The sequence below is a fragment of the Volucribacter amazonae genome (assembly GCF_029783845.1).
GTDB lineage: Bacteria > Pseudomonadota > Gammaproteobacteria > Enterobacterales > Pasteurellaceae > Volucribacter > Volucribacter amazonae.
The window spans coordinates 2,359,860-2,374,630 of record NZ_LWID01000001.1 but is presented as its reverse complement, the minus strand read 5'-3'; the positions used below and the strand labels follow the sequence as shown (position 1 = coordinate 2,374,630).

15 protein-coding genes are annotated in these 14,771 nt (G+C 38.9%); 11 read left to right on the top strand and 4 right to left on the bottom strand.

The window, feature by feature from the left end:
* Positions 1 to 17 precede the first annotated feature (17 nt).
* The 3 genes from hflK (at position 18) to A6A20_RS11340 (ending at position 3,351) form a co-directional block, all read left to right on the top strand.
* A complete protein-coding gene (gene hflK, locus A6A20_RS11350) occupies positions 18 to 1,265 on the top strand; it encodes an FtsH protease activity modulator HflK (RefSeq protein WP_279573529.1) in 1,248 nt (415 codons plus the stop codon).
* The gene (gene hflC, locus A6A20_RS11345; protein WP_279573528.1) at positions 1,265 to 2,155 is read left to right on the top strand and encodes a protease modulator HflC; all 891 of its coding nucleotides are present in this window, start codon (positions 1,265 to 1,267) and stop codon (positions 2,153 to 2,155) included. Before hflK ends, hflC begins: the two co-directional genes overlap by 1 nt.
* Before the next feature lie 203 nt (positions 2,156 to 2,358).
* Positions 2,359 to 3,351, top strand: a complete 993-nt coding sequence (locus A6A20_RS11340) for a siderophore-interacting protein (RefSeq protein WP_279573527.1) — start codon at positions 2,359 to 2,361, stop codon at positions 3,349 to 3,351.
* A 175-nt stretch (positions 3,352 to 3,526) separates the two neighbouring features.
* On the opposite strand, the gene ychF is transcribed toward A6A20_RS11340, so the two are convergent.
* The 3 genes from ychF to A6A20_RS11325 all read right to left on the bottom strand — a co-directional run bounded on the left by ychF (position 3,527) and on the right by A6A20_RS11325 (position 5,824).
* Positions 3,527 to 4,618: a redox-regulated ATPase YchF gene (gene ychF, locus A6A20_RS11335; RefSeq protein ID WP_279573526.1), complete on the bottom strand. Its 1,092-nt coding sequence runs from the start codon at positions 4,616 to 4,618 to the stop codon at positions 3,527 to 3,529.
* 115 nt (positions 4,619 to 4,733) lie between these two features.
* Complete coding sequence (gene pth, locus A6A20_RS11330) at positions 4,734 to 5,324, bottom strand: aminoacyl-tRNA hydrolase (protein ID WP_279573525.1); 591 nt, start codon at positions 5,322 to 5,324, stop codon at positions 4,734 to 4,736.
* A gap of 71 nt (positions 5,325 to 5,395) precedes the next feature.
* A complete protein-coding gene (locus A6A20_RS11325; protein WP_279573524.1) occupies positions 5,396 to 5,824 on the bottom strand; it encodes an EamA family transporter in 429 nt (142 codons plus the stop codon).
* 68 nt (positions 5,825 to 5,892) lie between these two features.
* Here A6A20_RS11325 and A6A20_RS11320 point away from each other — a divergent pair, with 68 nt between their 5' ends.
* From A6A20_RS11320 to A6A20_RS11300, 5 genes are all read left to right on the top strand, one after another.
* Positions 5,893 to 6,327 carry a type II toxin-antitoxin system RatA family toxin gene (locus A6A20_RS11320; RefSeq protein WP_279573799.1) on the top strand — a complete coding sequence of 145 codons (435 nt, stop codon included), beginning with the start codon at positions 5,893 to 5,895 and terminating at the stop codon, positions 6,325 to 6,327.
* Positions 6,317 to 6,661 (top strand): RnfH family protein, encoded by a 345-nt coding sequence (locus tag A6A20_RS11315; protein WP_424585431.1) that lies wholly within the window; start codon positions 6,317 to 6,319, stop codon positions 6,659 to 6,661. Before A6A20_RS11320 ends, A6A20_RS11315 begins: the two co-directional genes overlap by 11 nt.
* A 20-nt stretch (positions 6,662 to 6,681) precedes the next feature.
* Positions 6,682 to 7,878 carry a ribosomal protein uL16 3-hydroxylase gene (locus A6A20_RS11310; RefSeq protein WP_279573522.1) on the top strand — a complete coding sequence of 399 codons (1,197 nt, stop codon included), beginning with the start codon at positions 6,682 to 6,684 and terminating at the stop codon, positions 7,876 to 7,878.
* The gene (xseA, locus tag A6A20_RS11305) at positions 7,871 to 9,205 is read left to right on the top strand and encodes an exodeoxyribonuclease VII large subunit (protein WP_279573521.1); all 1,335 of its coding nucleotides are present in this window, start codon (positions 7,871 to 7,873) and stop codon (positions 9,203 to 9,205) included. The genes A6A20_RS11310 and xseA overlap by 8 nt, the downstream gene beginning before the upstream one ends.
* Positions 9,206 to 9,355: 150 nt before the next feature.
* Complete coding sequence (locus A6A20_RS11300) at positions 9,356 to 10,651, top strand: YkvI family membrane protein (protein ID WP_279573520.1); 1,296 nt, start codon at positions 9,356 to 9,358, stop codon at positions 10,649 to 10,651.
* 24 nt (positions 10,652 to 10,675) lie between these two features.
* Here the strand turns inward: A6A20_RS11300 and birA are convergent, their stop codons facing one another.
* Positions 10,676 to 11,440: a bifunctional biotin--[acetyl-CoA-carboxylase] ligase/biotin operon repressor BirA gene (birA, locus tag A6A20_RS11295; protein ID WP_279573519.1), complete on the bottom strand. Its 765-nt coding sequence runs from the start codon at positions 11,438 to 11,440 to the stop codon at positions 10,676 to 10,678.
* 288 nt (positions 11,441 to 11,728) lie between these two features.
* Between birA and pcnB the strand changes: the two genes are divergently transcribed.
* The 3 genes from pcnB (at position 11,729) to A6A20_RS11280 (ending at position 14,762) form a co-directional block, all read left to right on the top strand.
* On the top strand, positions 11,729 to 13,099 hold the full coding sequence (gene pcnB, locus A6A20_RS11290; RefSeq protein WP_279573798.1) for a polynucleotide adenylyltransferase PcnB: 1,371 nt from the start codon (positions 11,729 to 11,731) through the stop codon (positions 13,097 to 13,099).
* The gene (gene folK, locus A6A20_RS11285) at positions 13,096 to 13,578 is read left to right on the top strand and encodes a 2-amino-4-hydroxy-6-hydroxymethyldihydropteridine diphosphokinase (RefSeq protein ID WP_279573518.1); all 483 of its coding nucleotides are present in this window, start codon (positions 13,096 to 13,098) and stop codon (positions 13,576 to 13,578) included. The genes pcnB and folK overlap by 4 nt, the downstream gene beginning before the upstream one ends.
* 176 nt (positions 13,579 to 13,754) lie before the next feature.
* The gene (locus A6A20_RS11280) at positions 13,755 to 14,762 is read left to right on the top strand and encodes a YeeE/YedE family protein (RefSeq protein ID WP_279573517.1); all 1,008 of its coding nucleotides are present in this window, start codon (positions 13,755 to 13,757) and stop codon (positions 14,760 to 14,762) included.
* The last annotated feature ends 9 nt before the right edge of the window (positions 14,763 to 14,771 follow it).

The following is a 14,771-nucleotide window of genomic DNA, read 5'->3' as shown; positions in this document are numbered from 1 at the left end:
TCAGTTATCTGCAAAAAATGGAGAATGCTATGTCAGATCAAGATCCTTGGGGAAAGCCGGGACAACAAGGCGGGCAACAGCCCGGACAAAATAATAATGGCGGGAATGGTTGGCAAAATCAAGATCGTTCTCGTAATGAACAAAGTCCACCAGATTTAGAGCAAATATTTAGTAATTTACTGAAAAAACTCGGTGGTAACAAAAACGGTAACGCAAATCACAACGGCAACGGTGGCAATATTAAATTCGGTAAATTATTGCCAATTGCTGCGGTAATTGGTGTTGCGATCTGGGGATTAAGCGGGCTTTATACCATTAAAGAGGCTGAACGTGGCGTTGTGATGCGGTTTGGAGAACTGCATTCTATCGTCCAACCGGGTTTAAATTGGAAACCAACCTTTATTGATCGTGTTATCCCAGTGAACGTGGAACAAGTTAAAGAGCTAAGAACCCAAGGGGCAATGCTAACCCAAGATGAAAATATGGTTAAAGTGGAAATGACGGTGCAATATCGGGTGCAAGATCCAGCCAAATATCTGTTTAGCGTTACCAATCCTGATGACAGCTTAAATCAAGCCACCGACAGTGCCTTACGTTATGTTATTGGTCATATGCCAATGGACGATATTTTAACCACTGGACGTTCTGTGGTAAGAGAAAATACTTGGCGTTCCCTTGAAGAAATTATTCAGCCTTATGATATGGGGCTAAATATTATTGATGTAAACTTCCAATCCGCACGTCCGCCTGAAGAAGTAAAAGCGGCATTTGATGATGCCATTAAAGCTCAAGAAGATGAACAACGTTATATTCGTGAGGCAGAGGCTTATGCAAGAGAGCGTGAACCTATCGCGCGAGGTGAAGCACAACGTATGATCGAGCAAGCTACGGCATATAAAGATCAAGTGGTGTTAGATGCACAAGGGGAAGTGGAACGTTTCACTCGCTTATTACCAGAATTTCGTGTTGCCCCTGAAGTGATGCGTGAACGTTTATATATTCAAACCTTAGAAAAAGTTATGGCGAATACACCAAAAGTAATGTTGGATAGCCACAATGGCAATAATCTCACTGTATTACCATTGGAACAAATTTTACAAGGTAAAGCATTAAAAAACGATGAACTTTCCAGCAGAGAAAATAGCAGTCAAGCAAGCAATCCACCTCAGCTAAAAGGCTCATCAAGTCAATCTGATGCCAAACAAACCTCATCGTCATCAAGTATTGAACAACGTAACACTACACGCCAAGGGAGATTTAACTAATGCGTAAGTTTTTAACTCCAGTTATTTTAATTATTCTTGCCCTTTTATATTCCAGTATTGTGATTGTCCAAGAGGGATCACGAGGCATTATGTTACGTTTTGGTAAGGTGCATCGTGATGCAGACAATAAAGTGGTGGTTTATGAACCCGGTTTACATTTTAAAACCCCATTTATTGATAGCATTAAAATTCTTGATGCCCGTATTCAAACCTTGGACGGACAACCTGATCGCTTTGTTACCGTAGAGAAAAAGGATCTTTGGGTGGATTCTTATGTGAAATGGAAAATTAGTGATTTTGGACGTTTCTATACCACTACTGGCGGTGGCGATTATACCCAAGCCGCTAACTTATTACGCCGTAAAGTCAACGACCGTTTACGTTCAGAAATCGGTTCAAGAACCATTAAAGACATTGTTTCTGGTACGCGTGGCGAATTAATGGCTGGTGCAAGACGTGCTTTAAATACAGGGGCAGATAGCACTTCCGAATTGGGTATTGAAGTAATTGATGTAAGGGTAAAACAAATTAACTTACCTGACGAAGTTTCTTCTTCTATTTATCAACGTATGCGTGCCGAGCGTGATGCAGTAGCAAGAGAGCATCGTTCACAGGGTAAGGAAAAAGCAGCCTTTATCCAAGCGGATGTAGATCGTAAAGTTACCTTAATTTTGGCTAATGCCAATAGAACCGCCCAAGAATTACGCGGCACGGGTGATGCTACTGCGGCGAAAATCTATGCCGATGCCTTTAGCCAAGAACCCGAATTTTATAGCTTTGTGCGTAGTTTACAAGCCTATGAGAAAAGTTTTAAAGACAATGATAACAATATCATGATTTTAAAACCTGATAGTGATTTCTTCCGCTTTATGCAAGCACCACAGAAATAACTTACCCCCTTAACCGCACCCCAAAAGTGCGGTTATTTTTTGCAAAATTTTCCGCTTAACATTATATCGTTATTTTAAAGACAAAACCTGCCAACATAGTATGAAATAACTATACAAATAATTATCATTTACTTTCTAAACATTAACCTTTAACATAGCTCCCATAAATAGAACAACTATATAATCAATGTTAAGGATAACCAATGACAGAAAAAACTGCCATTAACGATATAAATCGTAAATTAGATATTATTGAGCATGTGAATGATGATCATCATCAAGAATTGCTTGCTATTGCTCAGGTATTTATTGATCCTAAGGTTGAACACGCCCATTTTGCCGATCTCTTTGAACAAGGTATGCAATTAGAGATTACTCTCGAGGGGCAAAAGCAAAGCCATTTTGTTCCCTTTTTAACGGAGGGAGAAATAGAATTCAACGTTAGACAGCTCGCCATAACAGCGATACAACAATGTGAAAAGCCTATTACAAACTCCCATTATTATTTCCAAGTACAACAAAGCCAAGCAATCAGTGCTAACTTTTTACGCCTTTGGCTTATCCCCTTGCAACCATTAGTGCAAGCAGAAGCTGGCTTAGCTTGGGTCTTTACCCTAGCGCGCTTTCCTCAACGTCCTAGCGAACAACAATTAGCAGGGCAAGCCAAACGTTATTACAGCTTACGCAAATATGAAAAGCAGTACATTGATCATCAAACCCTTGAATTAGCGGTGGTGGATATTTACCTACATAATGATAGCCTTGGTTCAAACTGGGCTAAATCCTTACAAGTTGGCGATATTTTACACGCCAGTTCTCTACATTATGAAAAAACAGCCCATTTGAACACTGGGCAAGCCGTATTATTCGGCGATGAAACCGCTTTCCCAACATTAGCCAAATTATTGGAAGATTGGAAAAATCCCCTTGCACCTATTGTTATTAGTATCGCTCACCAAAATTCAGAACAAGCGTATTTAAAGGATTATCTCCCAACAAATAGCCAAGTCTATTATCTTGATCAACAGAATTTAACAGAAAAATTAATTGATATTCTGCAACAGCAGCCTCGTATTGACAAAGTTTGGGGAGCAACGGAACAAAAAACCGCCAAAGCACTACGTAAATATTTGCGAGAAACACGACAACTTCATGCCGAGAATAGCAAGGTTAAGGCTTATTGGGTAAAACGTTAAAATTCGTCCCACTTTAAAATAGTACAGCATAACACTCTTTGTTGTACTATTTCTTGTTTATATCAAATTAAAACGATATAACCTAAAAATTTTGCTAGAAACAACCGCACTTTAAAGAGAAATTAGCCAATTCAAAAAATTGGCTAATTTTTAGAAGTTAAGTTAATACTTTATTCTACACATTAAAACGGAAATGCATTACATCACCATCTTGTACAATGTAATCTTTTCCTTCTAAACGCCATTTTCCTGCTTCTTTCGCCCCATTTTCGCCTTGATATTGGATAAAATCTTGATAGGCAATTACTTCGGCACGAATAAAACCTTTTTCAAAGTCGGTATGGATAACCGAGGCAGCTTTTGGAGCTGTTGCCCCAATAGAGACTGTCCAAGCTCGCACTTCTTTAACGCCAGCAGTAAAATAAGTTTGTAAATTCAATAATTTATAACCCGCTCGGATAACACGATTTAAACCGGGTTCATCTAAACCTAATTCTTGTAAAAAATCGGTTTTTTCTTCCTCTTCTAATTCAGCAATTTCTGCCTCAATCGCCGCACATACAGGCACAACAACCGCTCCCTCTTTTTCAGCAATTTCTCGCACACGATCAAGATAAGGATTATTTTCAAAACCATCTTCATTCACATTAGCAATATACATGGTTGGCTTTAACGTCAAGAAATTGTAGCCTTTGATCGCCTGTAATTCCTCTTTATCTAAACCAATAGCACGGATCATTCCAGCATTTTCCAACACAGGCAAGATTTTTTCCATTACTGCTAATTCAAATTTTGCCTCTTTATCACCACCTTTCGCTCGTTTGGTTAAACGTTGAATGGCTTTTTCACAGCTATCTAAATCCGCTAAAGCCAATTCGGTGTTAATGGTGTCAATATCTTCAGCGGGATCAATTTTCCCTGCCACATGAACAATATCGTCATTTTCAAAACAACGAACCACATGTCCAATGGCATCTGTTTCACGAATATTCGCAAGAAATTTATTACCAAGCCCTTCGCCTTTACTTGCTCCAGCCACTAATCCAGCAATGTCCACAAACTCCATGGTAGTAGGTAATACCCGCTCAGGCTTTACAATATCTGCTAAGGCTTGTAAGCGAGGATCAGGCATCGGTACGACCCCAGTATTTGGCTCAATCGTACAAAACGGATAATTTGCCGCCTCAATGCCAGCTTTGGTTAACGCATTAAAAAGTGTGGATTTCCCAACATTGGGTAACCCAACAATACCACATTTAAATCCCATAATGTTTCCTTTCGTTAATAAACTCGTTCAGCCTAGGGCTGATTTAATTATAATCGTTTCAATTTAAAATAAGACAAGACGGCGTGCCAACACTGTATTATTTTAAGTGGAATGACTATAAATTTGCTTTAAACGCATTTAATTGATTAGTGGCTTTTACAATGCCTTGCTTAAACAATAAATCAATAGACTTAACTGCTTGCTGTAAGGCTTGCTCAATTAAAGCTCGATCATTTGGCGAGGGCTTACTTAGCACATAAGGCGCAACCAATTCCTTGCTGCCCGGGTGTCCAATCCCAATACGCAAACGGTAAAAATTTTTATTATTGGCTAATTGTGCAATGCTATCACGCAAGCCATTATGTCCACCATGTCCCCCACCTTGTTTTATTTTTGCCACGCCTGCCGGTAAATCTAATTCATCATGAGCAATTAAAATTTGCTCAGGCTGAATACGATAGAAATTCGCCAGAGCAGCAACGGCTTTGCCACTTAAATTCATAAAGGTGGTGGGAATTAAAAAGCGAACCTCTTCGCCATTTAATAAAGTGCGGGCAGTTTTGCCAAAAAATTTTGCCTCCATTTTTAATTGAAAAGCAAAATGCTCGGCTAACTGTTCAATTAGCCACTCACCCGCATTATGTCTTGTTTCGGCATATTTTTCGCCGGGATTTCCCAATCCCACAATTAATTTAATATCAGCCATATTTTATCTTGTTAGCAGTTACCGTAAAAATAAACGGCTATTGTAGCGGAAAAGGGGAAATGGCTCAATCATTACCAAGCTAACACTAAAACGCCTGCCACAATCAAACTTGCCCCAATGATTAATTGCCAGCTAAGAGGTTCACCTAAAATCACAATGCCGAGAATAATGGCAATTACCACACTTAATTTATCAATGGGGGCAACCCAAGAGGCGGGGGCGAGTTGTAACGCACGATAATATAATAGCCAAGATAACCCTGTGGCAACACCTGATAAAATCAAAAAGGTCAAGGGTTTAGCCACAATATGCTGAGGTAATCGCCATTCATTGCGTAATGTGATAATTAACCCTGCGACAAGCAACACCACAATAGTGCGAATAAATGTGGCTAAATTGCTATTTAACCCCTCTACCCCAAGTTTACCCAAAATAGCCGTTAAACCGGCAAAAAATGCTGAACCTAAGGCAAACCATAACCAACTTACTGATTGAAACATATTTTTCCTTAATTTCTGGTTAAGTTTTGCATATAATAACCGAAAACATGAAATTAGATAACGAGAAAATGCCACAAATTACCACTTCTGCCTTAGTACCTTATAGCTGTCAGCAAATGTATCAACTGGTTAATGATTATGCTCGCTATCCCGAATTTGTGCCGGGCTGTATTGCCACTCGTTCTATTTTACAACAAGAAAATGAACTTATCGGCGAATTAACCATTAGCAAAGCGGGCATACAACACAGCTTTTCCACGCGTAACCTTTTAACGCCTTATCGTACAATTCAAATGCAACTGGTTGAAGGCCCTTTTAAACATTTGCAGGGCGAATGGTGTTTTGATGAAATTGATGAGCAAAGTTGTCAAATTCGCTTAAATCTCAATTTTGAATTTGCTAATCCGCTGATTTCCTTTGCTTTTGGCAAAATTTTTACCGAACTTACGCAACGTATGGTGAATGCCTTTAAACAACGTGCCAAAGAGGTTTATGATGTCTAAAATTCAGATTGAATTGGCTTATGCTTTACCTGATCATTATTATTTAAAAACCTTGCAAGTGGATAGGGGTAGCACAATTCAAAGTGCTATTTTACAATCAGGGATTTTACAACAATATACGGAAATTGATTTACGCCAAAATAAAATCGGTATTTTCAGTCGTCCTGCTAAATTAACCGATGTGGTCAATCCGGGGGATCGTATTGAGATCTATCGCCCTTTATTAGCTGATCCTAAAGAAATTCGGCGTAAACGGGCGGAACAGCAAAAAGAAGCCGAGAAATTAAAACGCCAAAACGAAAAAGCACAGAAAAATCAGTCGCCAGCCCATTAAGCAAAAATAAGGAACAAACTATGCAACATTGTTTACCCAAAGAAATCACCGCAGAACGCTTCTTATCTGAATATTGGCAAAAAAAACCGTTAATTATTCGCCAAGGTTTACCTGAAATTGTGGGCTTATTTGAGCCTCAGGATATTATTGAATTAGCTCAACAACAAGAAGTAACGGCTCGTTTATTACAACTGCATCAAGGGGATCATTGGAGTTTTAAAGCCAGCCCACTTACCGCTCAAGATTTTAGTCAACTGGCAGAAAAATGGTCAGTGTTAGTACAAAATATGGAGCAATGGTCAACGGAATTAGGCGATTTATGGCAAAAATTCAGCTTTATTCCACAATGGCAACGTGATGATATTATGGTGTCCTATGCGCCGAAAGGCGGTTCAGTGGGAAAACATTATGATGAATATGACGTTTTTTTGGTACAAGGCTACGGTCATCGCCGTTGGCAATTAGGTAAATGGTGTGATCCCAGTACTGAATTTAAGCCAAATCAACCTATTCGTATTTTTGATGATATGGGCGAATTAGTGCTTGATGAAGTGATGGCTCCCGGTGATGTGCTTTATGTGCCTTCGCGTATGGCACATTATGGCGTGGCTCAAGATGATTGTTTAACCTTTTCCTTTGGCTTGCGTTATCCTAATATGGCTGATTTAATGGAAAATATTAGCCAATATCTTTGTCAAGCTAACTCTGAGTTTAACTTAACGGATTTTCATTTGCCTGTACGTCTAAGCCCACAACCTCAAACCACTGGCGAATTAGCCCCACAGGATATACAACAAATTAAACAATTATTATTGGCTACCCTCAGCAACTCGCCACAATTTGATCAACTTTTTCAGCACGCTTTAGCCACCACCGTTTCTTCACGCCGTTATGAACTGTTAGTGAGTGAGGAAGTGAGTATGCCAGAAGAGATTATGGACGTCTTGCAACAACAAGGTTGGCTTAGTCAAGATAACAATTGCAAATTAATTTATACTCAGCAACCGCTAAGAATTTATGCCAATGGCGAATGGATTGATGAGCTTAATCCTTTAGAAAGTCAACTATTACAACGATTAGCCGATGGCGAGCTTATTTATTGGCAGGATATTCAGGATTTATTATCGCAGGTAAATGAAAAAGAAAATGCCTTGGCATTATTATTGGATAGCATTTGTAATTGGTTAGATGATGGTTGGGTATTATTAAATGAATAATAGCATCTATTCGGTTAGTCAGCTTAACCAAGCGGCACGTTTATTACTTGAACAACTAGGCTTCATTTGGTTGACAGGGGAAATTTCAAACTTTAGTCAACCTGTTTCTGGACATTGGTATTTAACCCTAAAAGATGAAAATGCACAGGTAAGATGCGCTATGTTTAGAATGAAAAACGCCAGAGTGAGCTTTCGCCCCCAAAATGGTATGCAGGTTTTAGTACGAGCAAATGTCAGTTTATACGAACCTCGTGGCGATTACCAACTGATTATTGAGAGTATGCAACCCGCAGGCGATGGGCTATTACAACAGCAATTTGATGCCCTTAAAATGAAATTAGCTAGCGAAGGATTGTTTGCCCAAAATCTCAAGAAAAACTTACCGCACTTTAGCCGTAAAGTAGGGATTATTACCTCGCTTACAGGGGCGGCTTTACAAGATATTTTACATATTCTTGCACGCCGAGATCCCACGCTCGCGGTTGTCATTTACCCCACCGCAGTGCAGGGCGATGAAGCCAGTGCAGAAATAGTCCAAATGATCGAATTAGCCAACCAACGTCAAGAAGTGGACGTGTTAATTGTCGGACGAGGTGGCGGTTCGTTGGAAGATTTGAACTGCTTTAACCAAGAAAATGTTGCTCGTGCTATTTTTCGCTCCGTTATTCCCATTATCAGTGCCGTAGGACACGAAACAGATATTACTATCGCTGATTTTGTTGCCGACGTACGAGCTGCCACCCCCTCTGCGGCGGCAGAATTAGTGAGTCGTGATCAAAAAGAATTACAACAACAACTCCTCTATAAACAACAACGCTTAGAAATGGCAATAGATCGCCTTTTTCAATATAAAAATCAACAACTTAAACAAGCATTATTACGCTTACAAGCTCAACACCCTTTAACCCAATTACATCAACAACATAAACAAATCCAACAATTACAACATCGTCTTCAATTTGCCTTGCAACAGCAATATGAAAAAAAATCGCAAAAACTGACCGCACTTTATACTCGTTTGCAACAAAATCCGTTGCCTTACCAACTAAAACGCCAGCAACAAACCCTCAATCAACTGCATATACGCTTACAATTTGCCATAAAAAAATATTGTCAACAGCAACAATATCATTTTACTAAGTTAACAGGGCAACTTGATCATCTTAGTCCATTAAAAGTATTAAACCGTGGCTATTCCGTTACCCAAAATATGAACAATATTCCTCTGACAAGCATTGAACAACTTTCGCAAAATCAACAAGTTAAGACCCAACTTGCTGACGGCTATTTTTTCAGCCAAATTACGGCGTTACATAAAGAAAAATAAAAGGAAAAATTCATTAAATTTATCAATAACTTGCAATACAGTCAAAATTAATCTAGTATATTCCACTACTCTTTATGGGTAAGTTTGATATTTTATGCTAAAAATAATGATGATTTAGCTTATTTATTTTGGAACGGAGATTTTTTGATTATGTTTAAACAATCTATCAGCATTGCACTAGCAATTGTTGGTTTAATCGTTGGAGCAGGCTTTGCCTCTGGACAGGAAGTATTACAATATTTTATTGCCTTTGGTTCAGCGGGTATTTGGGCTGCATTAATTACCGCTATCATTATGAGCGTTGCTATTTTTGCCATTGTGCAATTAGGTAGCTATTTTGGTGCAGATGAACATACCGCCGTCTTTGATAGTGTCGCCCACCCAATTATTTCTAAGATTTTTGATTTTATTGTGGTTTTCGCTTTATTTTGTATCGGCTTTGTAATGTTTGCAGGAGCGGGGGCAAATCTCAACCAACAATGGGATTTACCTACTTGGGTTGGATCGACTATTATGCTCGCCCTAGTGTTAGTTTGTGGCTTACTAGACGTGGATAAGGTTTCTCGTGTCATAGGTGCTATTACGCCTTTTGTGATTATTGCTGTGGTATTTTCCGCTATTGTGTCTTTTATGCAAATTGAGCAACCTTTTAGTTACTACGATCAAATTGCCCAAACCGTTAGACCTGCCTTACCCAACACTTGGATAACCGTTATTAATTATGTAGGGCTTGCCTTAGTCTTGGCTGTTTCTATGATGATCGTCATTGGTGGTAATCAACTTGATCCACGCACCGCAGGTATAGGTGGATTAGCGGGTGGCTGTTTATTTGGCTTCCTATTAGTAACCTCCACATTAGCCCTATTTTTTGAAGTGGAAAACATCAAAGATTCGGATATGCCAATGCTTACCTTGATCAATAATGTCAATCCAATTTTAGGTATCATTATGGCACTTATTATCTATGGTATGATTTTTAACACCGCAATTGGACTATTCTATGCCTTGGGTAAACGCCTTAGTGCAAATAAACCACAGCGTTTTTATCCCTATTTTATCCTCACTTGTTTAGCTGGATTTGCCTTTAGTTTCCTTGGTTTCCGCTCCTTGGTCGCTTATGTTTATCCAATTCTTGGTTATGCTGGTGCATTTCTCATTATCTGTTTAGTGGTGGCTTGGTTTAAAGATCGTGCGGTCATCAAAAAAGAAATTTGGCGTCGTAACCGTATTCGTGAATTAGTAAACTTAAAGTTACACCCAGAAGAAGAATTTACCAAAAAAGATGCTGCAGAATTAGATTTTCGTGTCAACAATTCTAATTTAGACAACGATGAACTCGCTGAACAAGTCCATCAAGAAGTAGCAGAAGAATTAGTGAATGACGATAGCGTAGATTTTGACAAAAAAGATGCCAAAAAAGCCCTAAAAGAATATCAAAATTCTTAATCCAGTTAAGCCAGCGTTGCTGGCTTATTTTTTTCGCAAAGACACTTCCCCCCCATTAAACAAAAGACGTTGTTGCTCCTTTGTTATTAGCTGTAAACGCCCCTGCAAATCAATGCCTTCAGCAATACCAATAATCTCCTTTTGCTCCGTAATTACTCTCACTTCTTGTACAAAATACGCATCAAAAGAACACCACTGCTGTTGTAAATAAGGGGTTATGCCATAATGCTCAAAATAATGTAAATATCGCTCAATATGCTTCACCAATGCAACAATCAACGAATTACGCTCAAGCTGTGGTAACGCTTCATTCAAATTTGCCCAAGGCTGATCGATCTGTTGTTGCAATGGCAAACATACATTAATCCCAATCCCAATAACAAGATGCCATAAATTATCACTTGATTTGGCAAGCTCAATCAAAATCCCACCTAATTTACGCTGTTGATACAACAAATCATTCGGCCATTTTAATTGAATATCCGCCCCTTGCTGCTGCAAACAGTCCGCAATCGCCAACCCAATAACAGAACTTACCCCTTCAATATTACGATTAATCGGTAATGTCCAATACAAACTCATAATAATCTGGCGACCAAATGGCGATTGCCATTGCCGCCCACGCCGCCCACGCCCTGCGGTTTGTTGCTCCGCTAAACAAATTGTACCTTTGGATAATAATGTAAGATTGTTAAGAATATATTGATTGGTAGAATCTATATTTTCGTGCAGGATGACCTGAGCAGGCGTTAAAGCTTTAGTTAAATAATCTATATCCAGTTTTTGCATACTTATCGTACTTCATTATTATGAAACAGATTGATTATTCTACCTTAATCCGAAATAAAATTAAGTGGTAAAGATTAAGTGCGGTCTGTTTTATAGTTATTTTTATTTGAAATTAAGATAAGACGATAAAATCATCGCTGAATATTTGACCCTAACCCAAAATCCGACTAAAATTCGTCAGTTTTATGGATATTTAACTCGTATAAATTGGAGTAGATTATTTTAACTTATATTAAAAAATTATTTGGCAATAAAAAGCAGGTTGTTTCAGAAAATCACAGCATAGCGATACAAGCCTCAGCATCTCGCCAAAATAAACAAAAACCTGAGCCGATAATAACCAATAAAAATGTTATCAAAGCGAGTTCACAAGGTATTACCCCTCGTCTTATTAGCAAAAATGCCCTGACAGTGGTGGAAAAACTTCAACGTCATGGCTTTGAGGCTTATGTGGTTGGTGGTTGTTTGCGTGATATTTTGTTGGGTAAAAAACCGAAAGACTTTGATATTGCCACCAACGCCCGCCCAGAACAAATTCAAAAAATCTTTTTACGTCAATGCCGTTTAGTGGGACGCCGTTTTCGTTTAGCCCATATTATGTTTGGGCGAGATATTATTGAGGTGGCAACTTTTCGGGCTAATCATGAAAATCAGCAAAATAAAAACCAAGCTCGGCAAAGTGCTGAAGGTATGCTATTGCGGGATAATGTGTATGGTACGCTTGAACAAGATGCGGCACGCCGAGATTTTACCGTTAATGCCTTTTATTATGATCCGCAACGTAACCAATTATACGATTACTATCAAGGTCTTGAGGATTTAAAAGCAGGTAAATTGCGTCTTATTGGCGATCCTGTTACCCGTTATCAGGAAGATCCTGTGCGAATGTTGCGTTCTATTCGTTTTATGGCAAAACTAGATATGTTTTTAGATCAAGATAGCCAAAAGCCCGTTAAAACCTTAGCCCCTTTGCTAAAAAACATTCCGCCAGCACGTTTGTTTGATGAATCGTTAAAATTATTGCAAGCAGGTTATGGTTTAAAAACCTATCATTTATTACGTCAATTTGGTTTATTTGAGCAGCTCTTTCCTGCTTTAATGCCTTATTTTACTGAGCGACAAGACAGCTTTGCTGAACGCATGATCATTACAGCATTAACATCAACAGACGAGCGTGTCGCTGATAATTTACCAATTAACCCAGCTTTCCTATTTGCCGCTTTCTTTTGGTATCCTTTACGGGAAAAAGTGGACGTGCTGAAAAATGAAGGGGGATTAAATAATCACGATGCCTATGGATTAGCCACGAATGAAATCTTGGATTTACTCTGCGCCTCGTTGGCTGCCCCTCGCCGTCATACCACAGTGATTCGGGATATTTGGACGTTACAGCTACAATTAATAAAACGTACAGGAAAAAATCCTGAACGCACTATGGCACACCCAAAATTTCGTGCTGCTTTTGATTTGTTGGCGATGCGAGCCAATATTGAGGGCGGAGAAAGTATTGAGCTGGTTACTTGGTGGCATGAATATCAATTAAGTAATCCACAGCAACGAGATAATTTGGTTAAGCAACAACAAAAGCTGTCGCCAGCACCAAAACGGAAAAAATACTATCGCCGAAAATCAAATAAAAATAACACAAAGAAAATATGAAAAATTCAGCTTATATCGCATTAGGCAGTAACTTGGCACAACCTATTCAACAATTAAATACCGCTTTACAAGCCATTGCTCACTTACCTGATACTCGCTTAGAGGCCGTCAGTAGCTTTTATCAAAGCAAACCGCTTGGCCCACAGGATCAACCTGATTATGTAAATGCAGTGACTTGTATTACCACCACTTTAACCCCATTGGCATTGCTCGATCACTTGCAACAAATTGAGCAACAACAAGGACGAGTACGCTTACGCCGTTGGGGCGAACGCACGTTGGATTTGGATATTTTGTTATATGGCGATTTAGTGCTACAAACAGAACGCCTTACTATTCCCCATTACGATATGCAAAATCGTGAGTTCGTGATTATTCCTCTTATTGAAATTGCCCCTGATTTAATCTTGCCTAATGGAAAAAAACTGGAAGATCTCGCTGAAAAATTTGTGGGGCATAGTATGTTAAAGTGCGGTTGATTTTTGCAAAATTTTTATAGTTTTTGCCATTTAAAACAAGGCTATACGCTGAAAACAGTACAAAGAATACCTAATATATTACTTTTGATTAAAACAACTATAACAATAACCACATTGCCTCCTCCCAAACTTTTTTATACAATAACTGCTCTTTTCATAGTATTAAGGTTTAATCTATGTTTATTTCAGGCTTATTTGTTGGGCTATTATTAGGCTTTATTTTGCAACGTGGACAATTTTGTTTGTCCGCTCAACTGCGTAATATCGCATTTCAACCTAACCTTGTTTCTTTCACACCATTATTATTAGCCATTGCCATTCAATCCATAGGCTTTTTTCTATTAGAACATTTTCATTTGATTACCTTTCCTCGTTCACCTATGCCTATTCTGGCAACATTACTCGGCGCATTTTTATTTGGTGTAGGTATGGCAATCGCTCATCGTTGTATTACAGGGCAACTCTATCGTGCTGGTGAAGGTTTAATTAGTAGCTGGTTAGTCTTAGCGATTTTTGCTTTAACCACCACAATGTGCCAAACTGGACCATTAAAATTTTCAATAAATACTTTATTAATCAGTCCACATAGCCAATTAGTTACCTTACCGCAAAGTTTCGCTCTTTCTCCACTCTTTTTTATTATTCCTCTGTGCTTATTGAGCCTTTTCGCCTGTTATCATTATCAAAAAACACAAAAAAAGCCATTCTTTCCCAAACAAATCTTACAGCAAACTTGGTCGCCCTTATTTACCGCTACCCTATTAGGATTATTAAGTATCCTCGCTTGGTATCTCAGTGCAAAAACAGGACGAGAGTTTGGCTTAAGTTTTAGTATTCCCTTAGCAAATAGCTTGCAATATGCCACCACAGGGCAACAACGCTATTTAAACTGGGGAACTTATCTGGTTATAGGGATCATCATAGGCTCTGCAATCGCCGCTTGGTTAAGTGGGAAATGTCTTTGGCGAGCCCCTTCTCCACAAGGCTATTTACAAGCAATAATTGGTGGTGTCTGTATGGGCATTGGAGCAAGCCTTGCGGGCGGCTGTACTATGGCAAATACTGTTGTCGCAACAGCCTATTTTTCTTGGCAAGGTTGGATAGCCAGTTTAATGATGATCATAGGGTTAATTTGTGTAGAACGATGCAAGCAGCGATTCTTCACTCTCCACAAACAACAATAAGGAAAACAA